General features: G+C 63.1%; 20 protein-coding genes and 2 pseudogenes. 9 read left to right on the top strand and 13 right to left on the bottom strand.

Annotated features, from left to right (window positions below; all coding sequences use genetic code 11):
- Positions 1–66 precede the first annotated feature (66 nt).
- On the top strand, positions 67–1,683 hold the full coding sequence (locus IHE30_RS08100) for an APC family permease (RefSeq protein ID WP_443193629.1): 1,617 nt from the start codon (positions 67–69) through the stop codon (positions 1,681–1,683).
- Between the two features lie 89 nt (positions 1,684–1,772).
- On the opposite strand, the gene IHE30_RS08095 is transcribed toward IHE30_RS08100, so the two are convergent.
- From IHE30_RS08095 to hemA, 7 genes and pseudogenes are all read right to left on the bottom strand, one after another.
- Complete coding sequence (locus IHE30_RS08095; RefSeq protein WP_337689850.1) at positions 1,773–2,804, bottom strand: CopD family protein; 1,032 nt, start codon at positions 2,802–2,804, stop codon at positions 1,773–1,775.
- A gap of 267 nt (positions 2,805–3,071) precedes the next feature.
- A pseudogene (locus IHE30_RS08090) lies at positions 3,072–3,341 on the bottom strand (dioxygenase); the annotation flags it as partial.
- Positions 3,342–3,375: 34 nt separating this feature from the next.
- A complete protein-coding gene (locus tag IHE30_RS08085) occupies positions 3,376–3,978 on the bottom strand; it encodes a UbiX family flavin prenyltransferase (protein ID WP_337689849.1) in 603 nt (200 codons plus the stop codon).
- The gene (gene grxD / locus IHE30_RS08080) at positions 3,968–4,282 is read right to left on the bottom strand and encodes a Grx4 family monothiol glutaredoxin (RefSeq protein ID WP_323071353.1); all 315 of its coding nucleotides are present in this window, start codon (positions 4,280–4,282) and stop codon (positions 3,968–3,970) included. The genes IHE30_RS08085 and grxD overlap by 11 nt, the downstream gene beginning before the upstream one ends.
- 75 nt (positions 4,283–4,357) lie before the next feature.
- Positions 4,358–5,263 (bottom strand): peptide chain release factor N(5)-glutamine methyltransferase, encoded by a 906-nt coding sequence (gene prmC / locus IHE30_RS08075; RefSeq protein WP_337689848.1) that lies wholly within the window; start codon positions 5,261–5,263, stop codon positions 4,358–4,360.
- A 7-nt stretch (positions 5,264–5,270) separates the two neighbouring features.
- On the bottom strand, positions 5,271–6,353 hold the full coding sequence (gene prfA, locus IHE30_RS08070) for a peptide chain release factor 1 (protein ID WP_337689847.1): 1,083 nt from the start codon (positions 6,351–6,353) through the stop codon (positions 5,271–5,273).
- Positions 6,354–6,448: 95 nt separating this feature from the next.
- A pseudogene (hemA, locus tag IHE30_RS08065) lies at positions 6,449–7,708 on the bottom strand (glutamyl-tRNA reductase); the annotation flags it as partial.
- A gap of 295 nt (positions 7,709–8,003) precedes the next feature.
- Between hemA and IHE30_RS08060 the strand changes: the two are divergent.
- The 3 genes from IHE30_RS08060 to IHE30_RS08050 are packed head-to-tail and all read left to right on the top strand — an operon-like array spanning position 8,004 to position 10,427.
- Positions 8,004–8,342 (top strand): hypothetical protein, encoded by a 339-nt coding sequence (locus tag IHE30_RS08060; protein WP_443193628.1) that lies wholly within the window; start codon positions 8,004–8,006, stop codon positions 8,340–8,342.
- 5 nt (positions 8,343–8,347) lie between these two features.
- Positions 8,348–10,168, top strand: a complete 1,821-nt coding sequence (locus IHE30_RS08055) for an aminopeptidase P family protein (protein ID WP_337689845.1) — start codon at positions 8,348–8,350, stop codon at positions 10,166–10,168.
- A 49-nt stretch (positions 10,169–10,217) separates the two neighbouring features.
- Positions 10,218–10,427: a hypothetical protein gene (locus IHE30_RS08050; RefSeq protein ID WP_337689844.1), complete on the top strand. Its 210-nt coding sequence runs from the start codon at positions 10,218–10,220 to the stop codon at positions 10,425–10,427.
- On the opposite strand, the gene ettA is transcribed toward IHE30_RS08050, so the two are convergent.
- Together ettA and IHE30_RS08040 are read right to left on the bottom strand one after the other, a co-directional pair.
- Positions 10,417–12,084: an energy-dependent translational throttle protein EttA gene (gene ettA, locus IHE30_RS08045; protein ID WP_337689843.1), complete on the bottom strand. Its 1,668-nt coding sequence runs from the start codon at positions 12,082–12,084 to the stop codon at positions 10,417–10,419. The two genes, IHE30_RS08050 and ettA, sit on opposite strands and share 11 nt — an antisense overlap.
- A gap of 274 nt (positions 12,085–12,358) precedes the next feature.
- The gene (locus tag IHE30_RS08040; protein ID WP_337689842.1) at positions 12,359–12,547 is read right to left on the bottom strand and encodes a hypothetical protein; all 189 of its coding nucleotides are present in this window, start codon (positions 12,545–12,547) and stop codon (positions 12,359–12,361) included.
- Positions 12,548–12,552: 5 nt separating this feature from the next.
- Here IHE30_RS08040 and IHE30_RS08035 point away from each other — a divergent pair, with 5 nt between their 5' ends.
- Positions 12,553–14,445: an ABC transporter ATP-binding protein gene (locus tag IHE30_RS08035; RefSeq protein ID WP_337689841.1), complete on the top strand. Its 1,893-nt coding sequence runs from the start codon at positions 12,553–12,555 to the stop codon at positions 14,443–14,445.
- Between the two features lie 301 nt (positions 14,446–14,746).
- Here the strand turns inward: IHE30_RS08035 and ychF are convergent, their stop codons facing one another.
- Both ychF and IHE30_RS08025 read right to left on the bottom strand, forming a co-directional pair.
- Positions 14,747–15,841, bottom strand: a complete 1,095-nt coding sequence (gene ychF / locus IHE30_RS08030) for a redox-regulated ATPase YchF (RefSeq protein ID WP_337689840.1) — start codon at positions 15,839–15,841, stop codon at positions 14,747–14,749.
- Positions 15,842–16,164: 323 nt separating this feature from the next.
- The gene (locus IHE30_RS08025; protein WP_337689839.1) at positions 16,165–17,244 is read right to left on the bottom strand and encodes a hypothetical protein; all 1,080 of its coding nucleotides are present in this window, start codon (positions 17,242–17,244) and stop codon (positions 16,165–16,167) included.
- A 373-nt stretch (positions 17,245–17,617) separates the two neighbouring features.
- Here IHE30_RS08025 and IHE30_RS08020 point away from each other — a divergent pair, with 373 nt between their 5' ends.
- From IHE30_RS08020 to IHE30_RS08005, 4 genes are all read left to right on the top strand, one after another.
- The gene (locus tag IHE30_RS08020) at positions 17,618–18,799 is read left to right on the top strand and encodes a UbiH/UbiF family hydroxylase (RefSeq protein WP_337689838.1); all 1,182 of its coding nucleotides are present in this window, start codon (positions 17,618–17,620) and stop codon (positions 18,797–18,799) included.
- A 32-nt stretch (positions 18,800–18,831) separates the two neighbouring features.
- On the top strand, positions 18,832–19,572 hold the full coding sequence (locus tag IHE30_RS08015) for a DsbC family protein (protein ID WP_337689837.1): 741 nt from the start codon (positions 18,832–18,834) through the stop codon (positions 19,570–19,572).
- Between the two features lie 71 nt (positions 19,573–19,643).
- Positions 19,644–21,437, top strand: a complete 1,794-nt coding sequence (locus IHE30_RS08010; RefSeq protein WP_337690018.1) for a M61 family metallopeptidase — start codon at positions 19,644–19,646, stop codon at positions 21,435–21,437.
- Between the two features lie 118 nt (positions 21,438–21,555).
- On the top strand, positions 21,556–22,149 hold the full coding sequence (locus tag IHE30_RS08005; protein WP_337689836.1) for an FMN-dependent NADH-azoreductase: 594 nt from the start codon (positions 21,556–21,558) through the stop codon (positions 22,147–22,149).
- A gap of 30 nt (positions 22,150–22,179) precedes the next feature.
- On the opposite strand, the gene IHE30_RS08000 is transcribed toward IHE30_RS08005, so the two are convergent.
- Positions 22,180–22,995, bottom strand: a complete 816-nt coding sequence (locus tag IHE30_RS08000) for a uracil-DNA glycosylase (protein WP_443193632.1) — start codon at positions 22,993–22,995, stop codon at positions 22,180–22,182.
- A 223-nt stretch (positions 22,996–23,218) separates the two neighbouring features.
- The gene (locus IHE30_RS07995; protein ID WP_337690016.1) at positions 23,219–23,860 is read right to left on the bottom strand and encodes a CYTH domain-containing protein; all 642 of its coding nucleotides are present in this window, start codon (positions 23,858–23,860) and stop codon (positions 23,219–23,221) included.
- Positions 23,861–23,871 lie beyond the last annotated feature (11 nt).

Raw genomic sequence — 23,871 nt, 5'->3', positions numbered from 1 at the left:
AACCGACGCGTGACGCGTACTCACGAGACGTGCCAGCCGGAAACGGCACAGCGGTCAGGCGCGCTCATGTTCCTAGGAGATGTTGTGGATAGTTCGATCAAGCGAAACATCAGTCCCTTTGCGCTGATGTTGACCGGCTTGGGCTCAATCATCGGGTCGGGCTGGCTCTTCGGGGCCTGGAAGGCGGCAAAAATTGCGGGGCCGGCGGCAATCATTGCATGGATCATTGGGGCGGTGGTGATTCTGGCGATCGCGCTGACCTATGCGGAACTCGGTGCGATGTTTCCCGAGTCGGGCGGCATGGTCCGCTATGCCCGCTACTCCCATGGTTCGCTAGTCGGCTTCATCAGCGCGTGGGCTAACTGGATCGCGATCGTCTCCGTGATACCGATTGAGGCAGAAGCATCGATCCAATATATGAGTTCATGGCCTTATGATTGGGCCCATGCGCTGTTCGTGCACGGCGAGCTGACCTTACCCGGGCTTCTGCTGTCGGCTGTGCTCGTGATCGTGTACTTCCTGTTGAACTATTGGGGCGTCAAGCTGTTCGCGCATGCGAATTCGGCAATCACGATCTTCAAGTTCCTGATCCCAGGCGCCACCATTCTGGGCCTCGTGCTGACCGGCTTTCATACGGATAACTTCGCGACCGGCGCGACTGGGCAGTTCGCGCCCTATGGCTGGTCGTCGGTGTTGACCGCGGTGGCTACCAGCGGCATTGTCTTCGCCTTCAATGGATTCCAGAGTCCGGTGAACCTGGCGGGCGAGGCGCGCAATCCAGACCGCAGCGTGCCGTTCGCCGTGGTCGGCTCGATCCTGATTGCGCTGGTAATCTATGTGCTGCTGCAGGTCGCGTATATTGGCGCCATCCATCCGGCGGATGTCGTCAAGGGCTGGGACAAGCTGAACTTCAGTTCACCGTTTGCCGAGCTTGCGCTCGCGCTGAACCTGAATTGGCTCGCGATGCTGTTGTACGTCGATGCGTTCGTGAGCCCCAGCGGCACCGGTACCACTTACATGGCGACGACGACCCGGATGATTTACGCGATGGAGCGCAACAACACGTTGCCCAAGATTTTCAGCAGCGTGCATCCGCTCTATGGGGTGCCGCGGCCCGCGATGTGGTTCAACCTGATCGTCTCGTTCATCTTCCTGTTCTTTTTCCGCGGCTGGAGCTCGCTGGCCGCGGTCATCTCGGTTGCCACGGTGATCTCGTACCTGACGGGGCCGATTAGCCTGATGGCGCTGCGCCGCACGAGCGGGGACATCGAACGGCCGCTGCGCATTCCCGGCATGGGCTTGATTGCGCCGTTTGCGTTTGTTTGTGCGTCGCTAATCCTGTATTGGGCAAAATGGCCGCTGACCGGCGAGATCATCTTGCTGATGGTCGTCGCGCTGCCGGTCTTCTTCTACTACCAAGCCAAGGCAGGCTGGAAAGGATTCTCCAAGGACTGGCGCTCAGCCTGGTGGATGGTCACCTACCTGCCGGTGATGGCAGTGCTGTCGTACATCGGCAGCAAGCCGTTCGGCGGGCTCGGCTACCTCCCCTATGGCTGGGACATGGTGGCCGTCGCGGTGACCTCGCTCGGGTTCTATCAGTGGGGGGTGTCTAGCGGCTGGCGCACCGCGTATCTGGACGAGCGGGAACAACGCGAGGAAATCCTGGAGGGCGTTGTTATTTGAGCGTGAGGCATCGGTATCAGCGTGCCGCCACGTGCATCGGCGTGGATTGACACCGAGGCACGCGTGCCGGCTCGCGCCGCCGCACGGCGTTACGCCGGCGGCAGATGCGATAGCGTCGCCGCCGCAATCAGCGCAGCCGCCAGCAGTGCTGACTCGACCCAGAGTGTTCTGCCAAGATGGGCGGCCGTGACTGAATAGCGCGGCGACAACGTATTGCTTTCCCCGCCATGGACGCGTTGCGCAGCGCGCAGCCGTGGTACCCATACAGCACGGTTCAGTATCCTGAGCAATGCGGCGGTCGCCACGATGACGAGCTTGGCGCCAAGCCATCGGCCATAGTATGTGCCGACCAGCGGGGCGGGCGCGTTGGCGCAGACCCAGGCGACGTTGTATAGGCCCGAGAGCGCGACCAACGTCAAGGCGATCGCCGACGCGCGGGACAGTCGTTCACAAAACGCCAGATGCCGCCCGCCGTCGGCGCGTGTATGCAATGCGAAAGTTGGCAACACGCATGCCGCAATGATCACGCCGCCAGCCCATGCGGCGCTCGCTCCGACATGGACGCAGTACACGGCCTGCGTAAGGCTGAAGTCGCCCGCCTCTGCTGCATGACTGGCTGCGGCCTTGCCCGCCGCGTACAGCGCGAGGCCTAGCATCGTGATGCGTATCGGCCAAGGGGGCGGGGCGCTGCCCGGCCTGAGTGACGAGCTGCCTCGTGCTTGGCCGCCGCGCAAATGCACGCGCGAGGCGGCAAGTGCCACCGCGATACCGGCCGCCCCGATCAGCCACGCGGCGCCGTCATGCGACTGCCGTAGCACGATGCTCAGCATGCCCAGCGCGGCGCTCAGTGTCGAGCCGCTCATCGTGGCGGCCTGCGGCCACAGGGACACCAACTGGGCGATGGCCAGCGCGCACAACGAAAACCATAGGATGGCCGGCAATCGGATGCCGGGCATGGCTTGCTTGATCGAGCCACGCAGCCGCAGCCGTGCAGCGTCGCGAGACGACGCGAACACGGTGGCCAGCGTCGTGCTGCACAGTATCGAGCCTGCGGCGATCGCGAGCAGCACGTCCTGAATGGCGGCGAGCGCCATTTGCATGATGCACAGGGACGAGGTCATCGGGCCGCGCTCCGGCTGACGACTACGCGTGTGCGCGCTCGCACGACGGTGGTGGGCAAGGCAGCTTCACGGGTTGCGGCAGTGTTTTCGCGGGCGGCGACGGAAAGTGGGTGCAATGCTTGGATAGTCATCGCGGCGTGGGCAGTGGCAGGATGGGAGCGGGCGGCAGGCGTCGGCGCCGGACCGCGTATGTCGGAAAAACGAGCGCCGATTATGCCATGCGTTGTGTCATGCGTCGCGATGTGGCGACCGTGCGCGAAACCGCCTCAGCGCGACACACACAGGCAGCAGAGGCTTGTCGCTCGGATGCATCGACGCCGCGTAGGGCGCCTGCTGCCGGTAGTCGAGCAAGGCGCCCAGGTCATGCAGGGCCATCTTCACTGCAAACCATCCGGTGAATTTAGCCACGTGCGGATCGGCATCACCGGGCCGTGCTGAGAAGTCCGCAGCCCGTAAATTGTGCGTGATTTGCCCGGAGCCGACGATCAGCACGCCGTCATCGCGCAGGGGTCTGAGCGCGCGCCTGTCTAATAAATGTGACAGTGGGAAACGGATTGTGTCGTGTCGGTTGTCAATCCCGCGCCGGTGCCAGTCCCGTCCATGCCCGCGAGCGCGCTGTCGCGAGGTCGAACATATCCAGCGCGCGCGCGACGGTATCGGCCACCAATTCGTCGATCGTCGCGGGGCGGTGGTAGAACGCTGGCACCGGCGGGAACACAATGCCGCCCATCTCAGTGACGGCCGTCATGTTGCGCAGATGCGCGAGATTGAGCGGCGTTTCGCGGACCATCAGCACAAGCCGGCGCCGCTCCTTCAGCGTGACATCAGCAGCCCGGGCAATGAGGTTGTCGGACAGGCCATGCGCGATGCTGGCCAGCGTTTTCATCGAGCATGGCGCCACGATCATGCCGTCCGTCTGAAACGAGCCGCTGGCGAGGGTCGCGCCGATGTCGCGCGGATTGTGCACGTAATGCGCCAACTGTTCGAGCGCCGCGCGCTCGATGCCCAATTCGTGCCGTACATTGAGCCAGCCGGCACTGGAGACGACCAGATGGCTTTCGACGCCGTCCAACTCACGCAGCGCGCGCAGCACGCCGGCGCCATAGGTGGCGCCGGTGGCGCCGGTGATCGCGACGATTAGCCGTCGTGTCGACGGCCGCGCGTCATGCGGCATTCGCGAACAGCTGCTGCAATTCTCCGGACTGGTACATCTCCATCATGATGTCCGAGCCACCGACGAATTCACCGTTCACGTACAACTGCGGGATCGTGGGCCAGTTCGAAAACGTCTTGATGCCTTGCCGCACTGCCTCGTCCTCGAGGACATTGACTGTATGCACCGAATCGACGCCGCACGCCTTCAGGACCTGGATGGCTCGGCCGGAGAAGCCGCACATTGGGAACTGCGCGGTGCCCTTCATGAACAGCACGACCGGGTGGTCGCTGACGATTTGCTTGATGCGCTCTTGGGTATCCATAGCTGACCTTGCTTTAAATGCGGTTTGGATTAGATGATAGCGGATTTTGTCTGCCCGGGCCGGCGTTGCGGCCCGCTATCGGCTGCCGCAGGTGACGCGCTCGATGCCGGCCAGGTCTCGCACGGAGCGTACCGAGTCAAAGCCGTGCGCAACGAGCAGCGCGCGCACGGCTTCAGCCTGGTCGTACCCGTGTTCCAGCCAGAGTGTGGCGCCCGGCGCCAGCCACGCGACGGAGCCGGTGACGATCGCGCGAATCGCGCTGAGCCCGTCTGCGTGGTCGGTCAGCGCGTCTAGCGGCTCGAAGCGCAGGTCGCCCTCGCGAAGATGCGGGTCCGACGCGGCGATATAGGGCGGATTGCTGACGATGGCGTCAAAGCGCGCCGGGGCGGTGCGATGCGGCTCGCTAAGCGCGTCGAACCAAGTGCCGTGGCGCAGTGCGAGACGGGGCTGCCCGAGTGTGCCCGATGTGGCGAGGTCGTGACGCGCGGTCGATGCCGGCAGTGCCGGCGCAAGCGCCGCGTCGCCGAGCAGGCGCCGCGCATTGCGCCGCGCGATGTCCAGCGCGCCAGCGCAGCGATCCGTGGCGACGACCTGCGCATCCGAGCGCGTATGGGCGATCGCGATCGCGATGGCGCCGCTGCCCGTGCCAAGATCGAGTATGCGGGGGGACGGGATGGCTCGTACCGCGTCCAGCGTGCACTCAACCAGCAGCTCCGTCTCCGGACGTGGGATCAGCACGTGCGGCGTCACGTCGAAGTCGAGCCCGAAGAATTCGCGCGAACCGACCAGTTGCGCGATCGGCTCGCCCTCGACTCGCCGGGCCTGCAACGCCAGAAAGCGCGCCGACAACGCGTCCGGCAGCGTGTCGTCAGCACGCGTGATCAGCGCGGTACGCGGCCAATTGAGCACGTGGGCGAGCAGAATCCGGGCTTCCAGCCGGGCCAGCGGCGAAGTTCGCAGCAGTTGCGCGACGCAAGTCATGATGCGCTTACTCGGTCTCGCCCATCGCGGCGAGCAGCTCGGCCTGGTGTTCCGAGACAAGCGCGTCGATGAGCGCGTCTAGGTCGCCGTCCATCATCTGTTCCAGCTTGTACAGCGTCACGTTGATCCGGTGGTCGGTCAGCCGGCCCTGCGGGAAGTTGTAGGTGCGAATGCGCTCGGAGCGATCGCCCGAGCCCACGAGGCTTTTGCGGGTGGCGGCCTCCTTCGCATGCTGCTCCTGATATTGCTTATCCTTGATGCGGGCGGCCAGCACCTTCATCGCGCGGTCTTTGTTTTTGTGCTGCGAGCGATCGTCCTGGCATTCCACGACGATGCCGGTTGGGAGGTGCGTGATGCGCACTGCCGAGTCGGTCTTGTTGATGTGCTGGCCGCCGGCGCCAGACGCGCGGAACGTGTCAATGCGCAAATCGGCTGGATTAAGCTCGATCTCGGCGATCTCGTCCGCTTCTGGCATCACGGCGACCGTGCAAGCCGACGTGTGGATGCGCCCCTGCGTCTCGGTGGCCGGCACCCGCTGCACGCGATGCCCGCCTGACTCGAACTTGAGCCGCGAATAGGCGCCCTGGCCGATGATGCGAACGATCACTTCCTTATAGCCGCCCAGGTCCGACGCGCTTTCCGACATCATCTCGACCTGCCAGCGATGGCGTTCCGCATAGCGCAGGTACATGCGCAGCAGATCGCCGGCGAATAGCGCGCTCTCGTCGCCGCCGGTGCCGGCGCGAATTTCCACGAAGATGTTGCGCTCGTCGTTCGGGTCCTTGGGCAGTAGCATTTTCTGCAAGTCGCGCTCCAGTTGTTCCATTCGGCTGCGCGCCGCATTAAGCTCGTCCTCCGCGAAATCCCGCATCGAGGGATCGGCTAGCAATTCCTGAGCGGTCGCCTCATCGTTGCGCGCGGTTTTCCACTGCGCATATTGCTCGACCACTGGCGCGAGTTCCGCGTGCTCGCGGGTCAGCTTGCGGTACTGGTCGAGATCGGACGTGACATCTTCGCGCGAAAGCAGTTCGTTCAACTCCGACAGTCGCTTGGTAAGCTGTTCCAGCTTGGCTTGCATACTCGGTTTCATCGGCGCATCTGGCAAAGGGTGCGAACGGGGTCGCGTTCAATGGAAAACGAAGGCACGCTCGACGATACGCGCGTGCCGGCGGGTGTCGAGCGCCACTAACGCTCGGAGGAGCCGGCGTGCTGATAGAAGCCGGACATCAGGTCGACCAGCTTGTCGCGATCGCCGCCGGCCGCGTGGGTCAGCGCATGCGTTGGGCCGTGGATGAACTTGTTGGTCAGTGCCTGCGACAGTGCCTCGAGCACGGCGGCGGGATCGTCGCCGCGTGCCAGCATTTTCTGGGCGCGCTCCAACTCCACGCGGCGCAGCCGGTCGGCTTGCGTGTGCATGTGACGGATCACCGGCACGATGCTGCGTTGCTCGAGCCAGTGCATGAAGGCTTGCACGCGTGTCTCGATAATCGCCTCGGCCTGCGCGACGGCGGCCTGCCGGATGGCATTGCTTTCCCGCACGATCGAGCCGAGGTCGTCCACCGTATAAAGGAACACGTCGTCTAGCTCGGCCACTTCGGGCTCGATGTCGCGCGGCACCGCTAGGTCCACCATGAACATCGGCCGGTGCTTGCGTGCCTTGACCGCGCGTTCCACTGCGCCCAGGCCGATGAGCGGCAGGGTGGACGCGGTACACGACACGACGATGTCGAACTCGTGCAGCCGCGACGGCAGCTCGGCGAGCATGATCGCCTTGCCGCCGAAGCGCTCGGCCAGCTTGCTGCCGCGCTCCACGGTGCGGTTGGCAACAATCAGCTCACGCGGATTCTGCGCGGCGAAATGCGTCGCACACAACTCGATCATCTCGCCGGCACCGATGAACAACACGCGTTGCCCGGCGATATTCTCGAAGATGCGCTGCGCCAGCCGCACTGCCGCGGCGGCCATCGATACCGAATGCGCACCGATCTCCGTCTGCCCGCGCACTTCCTTGGCCACCGCAAACGTGCGTTGAAACAACTGGTTCAGGTAGGTGCCGAGCGCACCGGCTTCCGACGCGGTACGCACGGCGTCCTTCATTTGGCCCAGGATCTGGGTTTCGCCGAGCACCATCGAGTCCAGGCCCGATGCCACTCGCATCGCATGGCGGACTGCTTCAGACTGCGGCAACGTGTAGATATGCGGTGCAAGCGCCTCGACCGGGATCCGATGATAGCTCGACAGCCACGCGATTGCATGCTCGCGCGCGGCGCGGTCGTCAGTCGCGCAGTAGATTTCGGTCCGGTTGCAAGTCGACAGTATCGCGGCCTCCGCCAGTGCTTGCTGTGCGTGCGCGATACGCGTGGCGGCACGGGGGGCCGCGAGGTGCGCCTCATCGCGCCGCGCCCACGCGTCCTGGAGCGTGTGCAAGGCTGGCTTGATCTGCTCGAGCGGAAACGCCACGCGCTCGCGCAATGCGACCGGCGCGGTGTGGTGGTTGATTCCGATGGTGAGCAGGTGCATGGTTGCCGTCAAAAGTAGCGCATCATTATAGCTTTTTTGGCCGTTGGCTACCCCGGCTGCCGGCGCGCTGAAGGCAGCACATTGCGGCCGGCCTATCCTTTGCCTGCAAGGGTTCGCCCGTTGCCTGGGAGGGGGCCGCCAGTGCCTGGGCGGGTCTGCCAGTCGCCTAGAGGACCGTCAATTGCCTGGGGGCTGCCCGTTGCCTGGTAGTGGCCCGCGAATGGCCCGCGATTCAGAACCGAACCGGAATGCCTGCCGTGGATGTTCGTCAGACGAATGCCACGATACTTGGCACAATGCGCTGATGGGCTGGATTGGCACCTTGCTGCTGGGCGCCGCGATTGGCGGCTTCGGCTGGTGGCGCTATCCGGCACGCCGCGCGGCGGCATGGCCCGTGCTCATCGTCGGCGCGTTGGCTGCCGGCGCGGTTAAACTGGCCGGCAACGCGAGCGGGCTGTTCGAGGATGGCGAGATGCTCGAATGGTCGCTGTGCGTGCTTGGCGCGATGACGGTCGTGGCCGTGACCGTCTCGCTTGGCTCACATCCTTTTCGCCGGTGAACTCAATGAACACCCGACAACCCGCCGCCGATCAGGCGGTCTCCTTCCCCGAGCGGCTAGCGCGGCTGCGCGATGCGATGAAGCGTGCCGATCTGGCCGCGTATATTGTGCCATCCGCCGATCCGCACTTATCCGAGTACTTGCCGCAACGCTGGCAGGGCCGTGCGTGGCTGTCTGGCTTCACCGGCTCGGCTGGCCTGTTGGTCGTGACGCCGGACTTTGCGGGGCTGTGGACCGACAGCCGCTACTGGGTGCAGGCTGCTGCGGAGCTGGCCGACAGCGGCATCGAGTTGATGAGGATCCAGGCTGGACAGACGCAGCCCCATGTGGACTGGCTCGCCGCGCACCTGGGACCCGGTGCGCAGGTCGGCGTGGATGGCAGCACGCTGGGCCTGGCCGCTGCGCGTGTACTGCAGGACGCCCTGCAGGCGGCTGGTGTCCAACTGCGCGCTGACGTGGATCTGCTCGAGTTGATCTGGGCCGGCCGGCCGACGCTGCCTGGGACGCCGGTGTACGAGCACGATCCTGCCTACGCGCCCGTGGCCCGCGCGCAAAAGCTCGACCAGGTGCGCAGCGCAATGCGCGACAACGGTGCGCACTGGCATTTCGTCTCTACGCTGGATGACATCGCATGGATTTTCAACTTGCGCGGCGCCGACGTGAGCTACAACCCGGTTTTTGTCGCGCACGCGTTAATTGGGCCGCAGCACGCGACGCTGTACGTGGCCGACGGCAAGATCGACGCGGTGTTGCGCGAGCGGCTGGCGCAGGACGGCGTGCGCATCGCCCCCTACAGGGATGCGCCGGCGGCGCTGGCCGCGATTGAGCCGAATAGCACGTTGCTGATCGATCCGTGCCGCGTCACGTATGGGTTGATGCAAGCCGTGCAGCCCGGTGTGAAACTCATCGAGGCGGTGAATCCGTCGACCTTTGCAAAGTCGCGCAAGACGCAAGCGGAAGCCGTCCATGTGCGCGCGACGATGGAGCAGGACGGCGCCGCACTTGCGGAATGCTTCGCGTGGTTTGAACAGGCACTCGGGCGTGAGCGCATCACCGAGTTGACGATCGACGAAAAGCTTACCGCCGCACGAGCACGCCGCTGCGGCTTCGTGTCCCTTAGCTTTCCGACGATCGCTGCGTTCAATGCCAATGGTGCGATGCCGCACTATCGCGCGACGCCGCAGTCGCATGCGCTGATCGAGGGCAACGGTCTGCTGTTGATCGACTCCGGCGGCCAGTATCTGGGCGGCACTACCGATATCACACGCGTCGTGCCGGTGGGCCGGACCAGCGTCGAGCAGCGGCGCGATTTCACACTGGTGCTCAAGGGCATGATTGCGTTGTCGCGCACGACGTTTCCGCGTGGCGTGCGCTCGCCGATGCTGGACGCGATCGCACGGGCGCCGATTTGGGACGCATGCATGGATTTTGGGCACGGCACGGGCCATGGGGTCGGCTACTTCCTGAACGTGCATGAAGGACCCCAGGTGATTTCACATTACGCGCCGGCTGAGTCCTACACGGCGATGGAAAAAGGCATGATCACGTCGAACGAGCCTGGTATCTACCGTCCCGGCCAGTGGGGCATCCGCATCGAAAACTTGCTGTTGAGTCAGCCAGCGCGCACGACCGAGTTCGGTGAGTTCCTCTGCTTCGAGACGTTGACGCTGTGCCCGATCGATACCCGTTGCATCGAGCGGTCATTGCTGCGTGAAGACGAAGTGGCCTGGCTCAACGCCTATCATGCGCAAGTACGTGAGCGGGTCGGCAAGCATCTGAGCGGCGACGCGAAGGCGTGGCTCGAGACTCGTACCGCGGCAATCTAACGCATGTTCCCGTGGGCATCGGCACGCTTTCCGGTTCTGCGTCGCTTCAATGACATCGCGTTTGTCGGGCGCAATCTTGTCGGATGCAATCGCCTTCATCGATGGCAATCAGGACAACGCGCAGGCGGCCGACGCGATCGGCTGGCGCGGTGTGCATCACACGGATGCCGCATCGACGCGCCAACGCCTGCGCCAATTGGCAACTGGGGCTGCCGGCCTGAGCCGCACAAGCGGCCCGCGACCTGATGTCAACGTGTGATGGGCTTGTACCGTAGCCGCTTCGGTGCGGCTGCCTCGTCGCCAAGCCGCGCCCGCTTGTCGGCTTCATATTCCTGGTAGTTGCCATTGAAGAACACCACCTGCGAATCGCCTTCGAACGCGAGGATGTGCGTGGCAATCCGGTCCAGGAACCAGCGATCGTGCGAAATGACCATCACCGATCCCGCGAATTCGAGCAGGGCATCCTCGAGCGCGCGCAACGTTTCGACGTCCAGGTCGTTTGACGGTTCGTCTAGCAGCAGCACGTTGCCCCCGGCGATCAGCGTCTTGGCCATGTGCAGCCGTCCGCGCTCTCCCCCCGACAGGTTCCCGACCTGCTTTTGCTGGTCGGCACCGCGGAAATTGAAGCGGCCGATGTACGCGCGCGACGGTGTTTCGTAGCGGCCGACCGTCAGCACGTCCGCGCCGCCGGAAATTTCCTCGAATACCGTCTTGTCGGCGGCCAGCGCATCACGGCTTTGGTCCACATAGGCGAGCTTGACCGTGGGTCCGAGCTTGACGGTGCCGCAGTCCGGCTGCTCGCGGCCCGTGATCATCCGGAACAGCGTCGACTTGCCCGCACCGTTCGGTCCGATGATGCCAACGATCGCGCCGGGCGGTACCGAAAAGCTTAGATTGTCGATTAGCAAGCGGTCGCCGAAGCGCTTGCTCACGTTCTGAAATTCGATGACTTCGTTGCCGAGACGCTCGCCCACCGGGATGAAGATCTCCTGTGTCTCGTTGCGCTTTTGATATTCGACGCTGTTCAGCTCCTCAAAGCGGGCGATACGCGCCTTGGACTTGGCCTGGCGGCCCTTCGGGTTCTGGCGTACCCACTCCAGTTCCTTGTGGATCGCCTTCTGACGAGCGGACTCCGTCGCCTCTTCTTGCTTCAGGCGGGTTTCCTTCTGGTCCAACCAACTGCTGTAATTGCCTTTCCACGGGATGCCGTGGCCTCGGTCCAGCTCCAGAATCCACTGCGCTGCGTTATCCAGGAAGTAGCGATCGTGCGTGACGGCCACGACCGTGCCCGGGAAGCGCACCAGGAACTGCTCGAGCCACTCGACCGATTCTGCGTCGAGGTGGTTCGTCGGCTCGTCGAGCAGCAGCATGTCGGGCTTTTGTAGCAGCAGCTTGCACAGTGCGACACGGCGTTTCTCGCCGCCGGACAAGTGCTCAACCCGAGCGTCCCATGGCGGCAGTCGCAGCGCGTCGGCGGCCACCTCGAGTTGCTGCTCAGCGCTGCCGCCTTCGGCGGTGGCCAGAATCGCCTCGTACTTCGCCTGGTCGGCGGCCAGCGCGTCGAAGTCGGCGTCCGGCTCAGCATAGGCCGCGTAGATTTCATCGAGCCGCTGCTGCGCGTGGAACAGCTCGCCGAGGCCTTCCTCGACCGCTTGCTTGACCGTGTGCTGCGGGTTGAGTTGCGGCTCCTGCGGCAGATAGCCAATCTGGATGTTGGACATCGGGGTGGCGTCACCCTCGATGTCCTTGTCCAACCCGGCCATGATTTTCAGTAAGGTCGATTTGCCCGAGCCATTCAGGCCGAGCACGCCGATCTTTGCGCCGGGAAAAAACGACAGCGAGATGTCCTTCAGGATATATCGCTTGGGCGGCACGATCTTGCCGACCCGGTTCATAGTAAAGACGTATTGAGCCATCGGGTTTGCGTAACGAAGACGAAGCTGGAGGAGGGAGCAGCTTGGCGCGGGCGCAAAGCGCATGCGCGGCTGCCCAAAACCACCATTGTACGGCTCCGGGCGCCGATGGCGGATCGCATCGGCAGTGTGGTGGCTTGGCCGACGTGCGAACGGTACGATAGCTGAATGGCCGTAGTTTGCAGTTGTATTGCGCTGCTGCTACGATCCGGTTTCGGGCATGTCCTATTTTGCTTTCCTGCTCCGATCAACCGACACCGCGGGAGGCGCAGTGATGTTAATACCGCAGATCGCCGCCCCACGCGTGGCGCCACAGCACCGTTAGGCGCTGCCGGCGCGGGTTGCCGAGCACCCGCGCGGTTTCCCGACAGATCCGCTGCTTGTCGCCGGCTTGATCCGGCCCGCATCGTCTGTCCGTTTCTGTTTCTCTCTTGGGCAGTCCTGCGACCAGCGAGTCGCGGGCCATGGCAAATGGTTCGAAAAAAAATCGACTTTGGCGGACAAGCCTTCAAGGCTGTTCTCGGTTTCACCTTTTCGCATTGGGGCAAGCAGCCCTGGCGGATCGCGGCGATCGCATCACTGGCGTTGCTGTCGGCGCTCGCCGATGTGCTGACGCCGCTTTATGCGGGACGCCTGATCGACGCGCTCGCCACCAGCGCGAGCGGCGCCGCGGGCAAGCAGGCCGCATGGAGTGCGGCAGTTTCGGCCTTCTGGACCCTTGCGATGCTGGGGTTAGGTGGCATGTTGATGCGCCAGTTTGGTTTCCTGAACATCATCGTGCTCACGCTAAAGATGATGAGCGAAATTGCGTCCAGCGCGTTCTATCGCGTGCAGCGTTTCTCCGCCGACTGGCATGCAAACAGCTTTGCCGGCTCGACGGTGCGCAAAATCACGCGCGGCATGTGGGCGCTGGACCTGCTCAACGACACGTTGCTGATCGCGCTGTTGCCGTCGCTCGTCATGCTCGTCGGCGCCACCGTGCTGCTCGGCGTGCAGTGGCCGGTGATGGGCATCGTGGTCGGCATCGGATCAATCGTGTATGTCGCGGTCACCGTGGTGCTGTCGCTTGGCTACGTGGCGCCGGCCGCGCGGCTGGGAAATGCGTGGGACACACGGATGGGCGGTGCGTTGGCCGACGCGGTCAGTTGCAATGCCGTGGTGAAGGCGTTCGGCGCCGAGCAGCGCGAGGACGCGCGTCTTGCCCGTGTGATTGGCAAGTGGCGACAACGCACGCGCCGTACTTGGATCCGCGGTACGCTCAACGGTGGCGTGCAGGGCGGCATGCTGGTCGCGATGCAGGCTGCGATTCTCGGGGTGGCCCTGCTGCTGTGGATTCGCGACTTGGCCAGCGTGGGCGACATCACCTTTGCGCTGACCCTGTTCTTCATGTTGCAGGGGTATCTGCGCGACGTGGGCATGCACATCCGCAACCTGCAGCGCTCAGTCAACGACATGGAGGAACTGGTGTCGTTGCAGGCGCAGCCCTTGGGTATCGACGACAAACCGGGCGCGAGGCGTATCGTGATCCGCCGGGGCGAGATTTGCTTTGAGCATGTGACGTTCCGATACGGCGCGCACACGACACCGCTGTATGAGGATTTCTCTGTGCGCATCGCCCCCGGCGAGCGTGTCGGCCTGGTCGGCCATTCAGGCTCGGGCAAGACGACGTTCATTAAGCTGATCCAGCGGCTGCACGATGTAAGCGGTGGGCAGATCACGATCGACGGGCAGAACATCGCTGCCGTCCAGCAGGCGTCGCTGCGCAGCCAGATCGCGATCGTGCAGCAGGAGCCCCTGCTGTTCCATCGCTCGCTGGCCGACAACATCGCGTATGCGAAGCCCGGCGCAAGCCGTGCGGAAATCGAGCGGGCGGCGAAGCTGGCCAGCGCCCACGACTTCATCACCGCGCTGCCCGACGGCTACGAGACGTTGGTCGGCGAGCGGGGTGTCAAGCTGTCCGGCGGCGAGCGCCAGCGGGTGGCGATCGCGCGCGCCTTCCTCGCCGATGCGCCGATCCTTATCCTGGACGAGGCGACCTCCAGCCTGGACAGCGAGAGCGAGGTGCTGATCCAGCGGGCGATGGAGCGACTGATGATGGGGCGCACGACGCTGGTCGTTGCGCACAGGCTATCGACGGTCCGAGCATTGGACCGGCTGCTCGTGATGGATAAGGGGCGGATTGTCGAGGAAGGCAGCCACGATGCGTTGATTCGCGTGGAGGGTGGCTTCTACCGACGGTTGTTCGAGCGCCAGGCGCTGGCGTTGACGCGGGGATGGAGCGCCACCGATGCGGCTGTGGGGCGCCGGCAGGCCTCGGCCGCCGGTGCGCCGGCGGCCGATGTGCCGCTGCCGTTGCCTGAGTAGCGGCGGCGCGCAATGCACGGACATGGCGGCGGCTGACTCGCACAGTTTGCCGCGGCACCATGTCGGGCACTGCAGTGGCACAGCGCAGGTGGCGATGCGTGAGTCACGAAGCGAGCCGCGGACATCTCGCCATTGGCGAGGGGACCGTTTCGCTCGCGTGTGCCCGCCATGGGCGAGGCTGGCATGGCCGGGCGTTCGATGATGTCGGCGGCGCGTGGCCAGCACCTGGCCAGCGGCATGGTATTGTGAAAGCAGCGCTACTGGAGCGCGCGCCGGCAACAGCGCGTTAGACGTTGAACAGTTAGACGTTGAATAAGAAGTTCATTACATCCCCATCCTGGACCACGTATTCCTTGCCTTCGGCGCGCAGCTTGCCCGCCTCCTTCGCGCCTTGCTCACCTTTGCAGGCGATGTAGTCATCGTACGAGATCGTCTGAGCGCGGATGAACCCGCGCTCGAAATCCGTATGGATGACACCGGCCGCTTGCGGCGCTGTATCGCCGACGTGGATGGTCCACGCGCGGACTTCCTTGACGCCAGCGGTGAAGTACGTCTGCAGCCCCAGTAATCTGAAGCCTGCCCGAATCACGCGATTTAGCCCAGGTTCGTCCATGCCCATGTCGGACAGGAAAATGCCTTTTTCATCGTCCGGCAACTCGGCGATTTCCGCTTCGATGGCGGCGCACACGGCGACGACCGGCGAGCCTTCTTGCGCGGCGTAGCTATGCACCGCATCGAGGTACGGATTGTTCTCGAAGCCGTCCTCTCGCACGTTGGCCACGTACATCGTCGGCTTCGCCGTAATCAGGCAGAACGGCTTGATCAACGCGCGCTCGTCGTCGGACAGCTCCATCGTACGGACCGGGCGTGCCTGGTCCAGCTGTGTGCGCACCTTGTCCAGCACGGCGGCTAGCTTGACTGCCTCCTTGTCATTGCCCGATTTTGCCGCCTTCGAATAGCGTGCAAGCGCCTTCTCGACGGTCGCTAGATCGGCCAGCGCCAACTCAGTATGGATCACTTCGATGTCCGCGAGCGGGTCCACCTTGCCGGCGACGTGAATCACGTTGTCGTCGTCGAAGCAGCGAACCACGTGCGTGATCGCGTCCGTTTCGCGGATGTTGGCGAGGAACTGGTTACCCAGGCCTTCGCCCTTGCTCGCCCCAGCGACGAGCCCGGCGATATCGACGAACTCGACGACTGCCGCAAGCACGCGTTCGGGCTTGACGATCTGGGCCAAAGCGTCGAGCCGCGGATCCGGCACTTCGACCACGCCGACATTCGGCTCGATCGTGCAAAACGGATAATTTTCGGCGGCGATGCCCGCCTTAGTCAGCGCGTTGAAGAGCGTGGACTTGCCGACATTGGGCAAGCCGACGATGCCGCATTTGAGGCTCATGGAAAACCTTTATGAATCTGCGTATGGGGCGCGTCAGTGCGTATGCTTTGTCGCGACCGGTTCCACGCCGGGCAGCTGCGAGTCGAGGACGAGACAAACCAGCACAGTGTAGGGACGCGATCCTGTGTCCCTACTTGTGGCCGTAAAACGGAGATTGTAACGCTTTCGCACGCCGCCGCCTTCCCTGTTGCGCGGCTGCGCTGGGTGGGGAACGTGAGTTCACATGACGTGACTAGCGCGCTTGCGCGCGCCGAGCGCGACGGCGACGAGATGTGCGACGCATAGTGCTGTCCGGGCTGAGCCTCTCATCGCCGTCCGGGGCATCACGCGCCGACTGGATGACGCGTCTTGCGGAATCGTCGACTGACACGTGAGCCAAAGCTTCTCATGCTGGCGGCGATGCTGATAAACGAACGCCGGGTTTTATCCGTACTGTCGCTATTCTCCGTATTTTGCCGCGTCGGACGGCGTATGCCGGTTTCAATATCTGCATTCGCGGACTCGGGTTTATTTTTTTTCTTGAAAAAACTTTTGACTCGTTTAAGGATGTTTGGCTTCGATGCGAATTGATTTTGATGCTCAATAGCCTCTGACGAGCCAGTGGTATTATGTGAAAATGGCTTAATAGACGAGGGGAGGCCGTGATCGTTTATTAATTCCGTTTGCGTGTCGGGTGCCTGGGTTATCCCCTGTTTTACCTGCGGCTGCTTTTGGCCGCGCGCTTCACTCGCTGCGGGATCCACATCCTTGAATTGATTTTCCAACCATGCTTTGGCTTGCAGTATGCTCTTATCGAGTTCAGCGTCCCATATCTCTTTTATCGAAGAGCGATGGACTTGGGGCGGTGTTGATTCAGGACTTTGCTTCGCCGGTTGGCTCGTCTGCGACGCCGCACTATGGGTAGGCTGGGCCACCGGGCGAGTTGCTGATATGGAGGCTCGCACTTGCGCCGCGTAGCGCGATGCATCGGTATTGCACTCTGCAGCGCGGCGCTCCGGTGTCCAAAGTTGCGCGTCGTTTTGCTTACGATTCTGAGGCTGCGCACTCAGCTTATTTTTGCCGAGTGGATTGGCATGCGGATTCTTCAATGCTTGCAGAAACTTGTCGCCCTTTTCTTTGGCTTCGTCTAAATTTGAGAAGCTGGGCACTCTCTTGATACTGACTGGCTGAAAGGATGCCGTATCACGTGCCTGGGAGTTCTCCCCAAGCGACAACTGGTAAAACTGCTCAAGCGTAACGGGTTTGCATGGTGAGGTTGGCTGCTGCGCCCGCAGGGCAGCACCTCTAAATGGATTGTGGTCTTCTGCGCTGAATGGGTTGTCGCTTACCGAATCTGATGCGGCGAGTTGCGTCATGTGCCGATCCGCGAGGGCATTATTTACTTGCATATCGTCAACCAGCATGATTAATTGGAGTTTGCACCTTAACGATTTTGCTCCGGGTGAGACGCCAATTGCGCGATTCCGGAAGGATATAAACGAAGCTGCACAATTTCTGATTTAACTGTATTTTAATAATCCGCCATAATTGGTGTATTATCAGACGGGCAAGGGCTTCATGCGGCGATGGGATTGTTCATTCCAAAATTGCATCGCAAGCGGTGGCTTGTATTAATCGGTTAATCGTTACGTGCCGTGTACTTGTGTGCTGGACGAAGCGTCCCGCGTCTCTGATGTCGTTGGTGCAATCGCGTACCTGTGCGCTGACCGGAAATGCGGCCCTTGCGCGCAGTATTTCAGCCCGGATTTCGCCGGCCCCGGCCGCTATAATGTGCCGATGAATTCCGCACATTCGAACCATCAAGTCATCGTGATCGGCGGCGGGCTGGTCGGCAAGGCCGCCGCGCTCGCGCTGACCCAGGCCGGCCTGCGCGTCGCGTTGCTCGCGCAGCGCGCGCCTGCGCCAAGCGAACATCGGTTCGACACGCGTATCTATGCGCTATCGTCCAGTTCACAGGCGTTGCTGGAGCGGCTGCGAGTCTGGCAAGCTCTTGACTCAGCGCGGTTGTGCCCGGTGTACGACATGCGTGTGTTCGGCGATGCACACGCACAACTGCATTTTTCTGCATTTCAAGCGGCGGTTCCGCAGTTGGCGTGGATCGGCGAATCAAGCTTGATCGAACGCGCGCTCGACGCCGCATTGCGGTTTCAGCCGCTACTGACCTGGTGCGAATCGCGGGCACGGGCGCTGCACCCTCAACCGGAAGCCGTCAGCGTGACGTTGGATGATGCGCGGGTGTTGTCCGCCGATTTGGTCGTCGGCGCGGATGGTGCGCACTCGTGGGTGCGGGAGCAGATCGGCGCGAAGGTGAAACGGCGCGACTATCGGCAAACGGGCGTCGTGGCGAACTTCCGGTGCAGCAAGCCGCATCACGAAACCGCATTCCAGTGGTTCATCGACGGTGAGATCCTCGCGTTGCTGCCGTTGCCGGATTCGCACGTGTCGCTGGTCTGGTCTGCCCGCACCGAGCACGCGGATGCGTTGCTGCAACTAGACCTGCCGGCGCTAGCCGAACGGATCGAGGCCGCCACGGGCGGTGCCAGTGCGCGTCAGGTCGGCACGCTCGAAGGCGTGACCTCCGCGCAAGGATTCCCGCTTGCGCTGCAGACGGTGGATCAGCTGATTGCGCCGCGCGTGGCGCTCGTCGGCGATGCGGCTCATCTGATCCACCCGCTCGCGGGACAAGGCGTTAACCTCGGACTGCGCGATGTTGCCGCGCTGCTGGACGTGGTGAATCGGAAGGAACCGTTTCGTGATCTCGGGGATCTGACACTGCTTAGACGTTACGAGCGTTCGCGTCGCGAGGACATTCAAAAGCTGACCATCGCAACCGATGGGCTGCAGCGGTTGTTTGCGCTGCCGGGCGGGCTGGCCCGCGGCATCCGCAACGTCGGGATGACGATAGTCGGCGCGCAGCCTTTCATCAAGCGCTGGCTGGTGTCGGCCGCGCTCGGCTGACGCATGTTTGCTCAATTAAGCAAGGAACCACGATGACATTTCAAATTCGCACGATCGCGCTGACCTCGGTGGCCGGCGCGCTGCTGGCCGCCGCGTTGGCAAGCTATTCCGCATTCGCCGATACGAGCCTGGACAGGGTGAAGGCCGCGGTGCAGAGCCGGCTCGGTTCCGACGCGGGCGTGAAGGGTGTGGCCAAGTCGCCGATCGCTGGACTGTACGAGATTAATCTCGGCAAGGAAATCGTCTATAGCGACGCTAATGCCGATTACCTGGTGCTGGGTGACCTGGTGGAGACTCGCACGCGGAAGAACCTGACGCAAGCGCGCAACGACGAGTTGAACAAGGTCGATTTCGCGAGCCTGCCCCTGGCCAACGCCGTCAAGGTCGTCAAGGGTAATGGCGCGCGCAAGCTCGCGGTGTTCTCTGATCCGAATTGCGGATACTGCAAACGGCTGGAGACGACGCTGAAGGGATTCGACAATATCACCGTCTACACCTTTCTGTATCCGATGCTTTCGCCTGACTCAGACGTGAAGGCCAAGGCGATCTGGTGTTCGGCGGACCGCGCGAAGGCGTGGCAAGCGTGGATGCTTGATCATCAGTCGCCGAGCGCGGCCGGCAATTGCGACACCAGCGCGCTGCAGAAAAACCTGGCGCTGGGCCAGCAGTTGAACGTAAGTGGCACGCCGACGATCATCTTGGCCGACGGACGCCGGCTCCCCGGCGCAGTGCCGGCCGAACAGCTCGATAAGGCCCTGTCCGCGCAGCATTGACGGTTTGCCGATTGGCGGTCCGTGACCCCGATTTGTCCGGCCAGCAGGCCGGCGCCTACCTGCGTATCCCGATGAAGCCGATTCGTTATTCCATCATCCCGAAGCATCCGGCCGCTCACGTGTTCGAGGTCACGTTGACGGTGACGGATCCGGATCCGGAAGGCCAGCAGTTTATGCTGCCGGTTTGGATACCGGGCAGTTATCTGGTTCGCGAATTTGCGCGCAATATTGTGACGCTGAGGGCCATGAACCAGGCCGGCCGCAAGGTCGCCGTCGCTAAGCTAAATAAGAACACGTGGCGCACGGCCGCCGTGGATGGCCCGTTGACGCTGACCTACGAGGTCTACGCGTGGGACCTGTCGGTGCGCGCCGCGCATCTAGACGAGTCGGTCGGTTTTTTCAATGGTACCAGCGTATTTCTGGCCGTGGCCGGACGCGAGCAGGGGCCGTGTGAGGTAGAGATTCGGCGTCCTGAAGGCAACGCTTATCGCGGCTGGCGGGTGGCGACCGCGTTGCGCGAGGCGCGCGGCACGCGTCGTTACGCATTCGGCCTGTACGTTGCTCAGGACTATGATGAACTGATCGACCATCCGGTCACGATCGGCGAGTTTGAGTTGGCCCGCTTCGATGCGCACAGTGTGCCGCACGATGTCGTGATCGCAGGCAGGGTACCGGCGCTGGACATGCCGCGGCTGTGCGCGGACTTGAAGCGGATATGCGAAGCGCAGATTGCGCTGTTTGAACCACGCACGAAGCGTGCGCCGATGGATCGGTACGTGTTCATGACGCTGGCGGTGGGCGACGGATACGGTGGGCTCGAGCATCGCGCGTCGACCGCGCTAATCTGCAAGCGCGCTGATCTGCCGGCAAAGGGCAAGCCGCAGACCACGGATGGCTATCGTTCGTATCTTGGCCTGTGCAGTCACGAGTACTTTCATACCTGGAACGTGAAGCGGATCAAGCCGGCGGCGTTTGCACCGTACGATCTGACACAGGAGAACTATACGCCGCTGCTTTGGCTGTTCGAGGGGTTCACGTCGTACTACGAAAGCCTCATGCTGGTCCGAGCAGGGCTGATTTCACAGGATGAATACCTTGCGCAGTTGGGCAAGACAATCGGCTCCGTGCGGCGCGGCGCTGGGAGATTGCGCCAAACCGTGGCCGAAAGCTCGTTCGACGCATGGATCAAGTACTACCGTCAGGATGAGAATGCGGGCAATGCGATCGTCAGCTACTACACGAAAGGGTCGCTGATCGCGCTGGCGTTCGACTTGTCGATTCGGGCACAAACGCGCCATCGCAAGTCGCTCGATGACGTGATGCGTCTGCTGTGGCAACGCTACGGACGCGACTTCTATACGGGGCGGCCAACCGGCGTTGAGGCGGCCGATATTCCGGCGTTGTTTGCCGAGGCGAGCGACGCGGACTTGAGCCGACTCTTTCGTGATGCGGTGAACGGCACGCGCGACTTGCCGCTGGATGCACTGCTTGCGCCGTTCGGTGTTGAACTGGCTGCTGCCGACACGAACGGCAAACCATCGTTGGGGGCGCGCTTGCGTACCGGCAGTGACTGCACGCTCGCAAGCGTCTGCGACGGTGGCGCGGCGCAAAAGGCCGGCTTGTCCGCGGGTGACGTGTTAGTGGCGATCGATGGGTTGCGGGTGCCCGGCAGCGGACCCGATGCGCTGCTGGCCCGCTATCGGCCCGGCGACGTGGTGCAGGTGCACGCGTTTCGTCGGGATGAGCTGCGTACCGTACGACTCAAGCTGGATGCACCGGAGGTCGCGCACTACACGCTTACGGCGCGGCCCAGTCCCGCGTCGGCCAAGCGTGCGCGCGACGCGTGGTTGCATGCCGGCCGGTGATTGTTCCGCCAGTGCAACAATCTGTGTCGTGCAACGCCCTTTTTCGCACTGCGCCAAAAAACTAGGATGGCTCCTGAACCGGGCATGACGCTCGAACTGAACTTGACGGAGCCCCAAGATGACTACGATTCTGCAAATCAATTCCGCTGCGCGCAAGGACGCGCAATCCACGCTGTTGGCCAATGAATTGACGGCGAAGCTGCAACAGTCGCATCCGAATGCCACGCTCGTCGTGCGGGATCTGTTGACCGATAGCTTGCCGCACCTGGACGAGGCGGTACTCGGCGCCTTCTTCACGCCGGCAGAACAGCGCAATGCACTGCAGCAGGCGATTATTGCCCGCAGCGACGCGTTGGTGGCGGAGCTGAAGGCTGCCGACATCATTGTCATCGGCGCGCCGATGTACAACTTTGGTATCTCCAGCCAGTTAAAGGCGTATTTCGACCACGTCGCGCGTGCCGGTGTGACCTTCCGCTATACGGCGCAGGGCCCACAAGGACTGATCACAGGCAAAAAGGTCTATGTCGTGACCGCGCGCGGTGGCAAGTATCTCGGCACACCGGCGGATTTGCAAACGCCTTATCTGAAAATGTTCCTCGCCTTTATCGGCCTGACCGACGTTACGTTCATCTTCGCCGAAGGGCTGAACCTCGGTGAGCAATCCAAGCAAAGCGGCCTAGCGGCGGCGCGCGAGGCGATTGCCGCCGTGTGATGCGCAGTTGCCGGCAGGCCCCCAATCGGCTTACGGCACGCGCCAATCGATCGGCTCGCGACCAACCTGGCGCAGATGCTCATTGGCGAGCGCGAAGTGGCGGCAACCGAGGAAGCCACGGTGCGCCGACAGGGGTGACGGATGCGGCGCTTCGAGGATCCGGTGGCCGCGGCCGTGTAGTAACTGTCGTTTGGCTTGCGCATGCGAGCCCCACAGCATGAACACGAGGCCTTCGTGCTGCGTAGCAAGGTGCTCGATCAGCGTGTCCGTGCATTGTTCCCAGCCACGCTTTGCATGGCTGGCTGCCCGGTTGCGCTCGACGGTCAATACTGTATTGAGCAGCAGCACCCCTTGCCGGGCCCAGTCATCCAAGCAGCCATGGCGTGGCACCGCATGGTCGAAGGTCGCGGCAATTTCCTTGAAAATATTGCGTAACGACGGCGGAGGCCGGACGCCGGGGGGCACGGAAAACGCCAGTCCGTGCGCCTGCGGCACGCCGTTGTCCTCGCCGTGATAGGGGTCCTGACCTAGGATGACCACCTTGACGTCGTCTGGCGACGTCAGATGCAATGCGCGGAATACGTCCGTCGGATAAACCGTCTTGCCGCTGCTGCGCTCGTGATCGATGAACTCGCACAGGCGCGTGTATGCCGGACTGCCAATGAACGGTGCCAGGTGCGTGCGCCACGCCGGTGGCAAGCTGTCGAATTGTTGCTCGAGGGTGAGCGCCGTGCAAGAGGGGGGGGCCGACCGGGACGATGGTGACGCCGCGCCCTCACGCGGCGGTGACAGCGGATTGTCGAACAATGACGGTTGCCAAGCGTCAGCCGACGCGTTGCCGAGCAACGACGATTGCCTGGGCTCGGCCGACGCCTGCCGGTGTTCGGCCGATGCCTGCCCGTGTTCGGTCGGCGCCTGCCGGTGTTCGGCCGACGCCTGCCAGTGCTCGGTTTGCTGCTCGCGGGCGCCGCGCAATGCGGGGGCGGTGGTGGTGGAGTTTTTAGTGCGGGAAGCCATGATCGCGATAAAGGCGGATAAAAGAGTGGGGCGCTCGGCCACAGCGGATGGTTTACTGGCCGCTGCGCAACCGATAACCGCGTTCGGCCTTGCTGACGTCCTCTAACGTGGTGCCCGGCAAGCGTTGCTGGATAACGTCGGCGAGCGCGTCGAGGGCTGCATGCGCGCTGGCCTTTGGCGCATCCTTCAATTCAAGCTCGATTTCGCAGATCGGCGCGCGCCGCATGGCGCCGTCCACCTCGGCCTGCACTTCGCCCATGTCCAGCGCGGCTTCGATGGGTGTACCGGTCCAGTGAAGCGGCCATAGTGTGCGCGTGAAGTCGGTGCGAAACAGTGGCACAAGCGTTGCCGCAGCGTCGCGCACGAGCGCGCGCGCTTGCGCGTTGCCGCATGCGGCGAGCAGCGCGTCGAGTTCAAGTGCTTCACCGGCCACCGCCATTTCCCATTCATGGCGGCTGTGCACGCCACCCGACGCGCCGCCGCCAAACTTGAAGGTCTGCAGCCAGCCATCGGGCGTGCGTCGCAATCGCAACGCACCGCCGGCACGCGCGAGCCTGCCGTCAGGCGTATCGAAGTAGAGGTTGGCGAGCGTGACCGGTTGGCCGGCCTGTCCGCTCAACTCGGCGAGCAGCGCGCGGGCCGCCTCGACCCGCGACGCTGGCAGCGCAAGCTTGATTTCCCGTTCGATGCTCATCGTCGTCATGG

The organism is Mycetohabitans sp. B46, from assembly GCF_037389205.1.
Classification (GTDB): domain Bacteria; phylum Pseudomonadota; class Gammaproteobacteria; order Burkholderiales; family Burkholderiaceae; genus Mycetohabitans.
The sequence above is the reverse complement of the archived record's forward strand: the minus strand, read 5'-3'. Positions and strand labels throughout refer to the sequence as shown.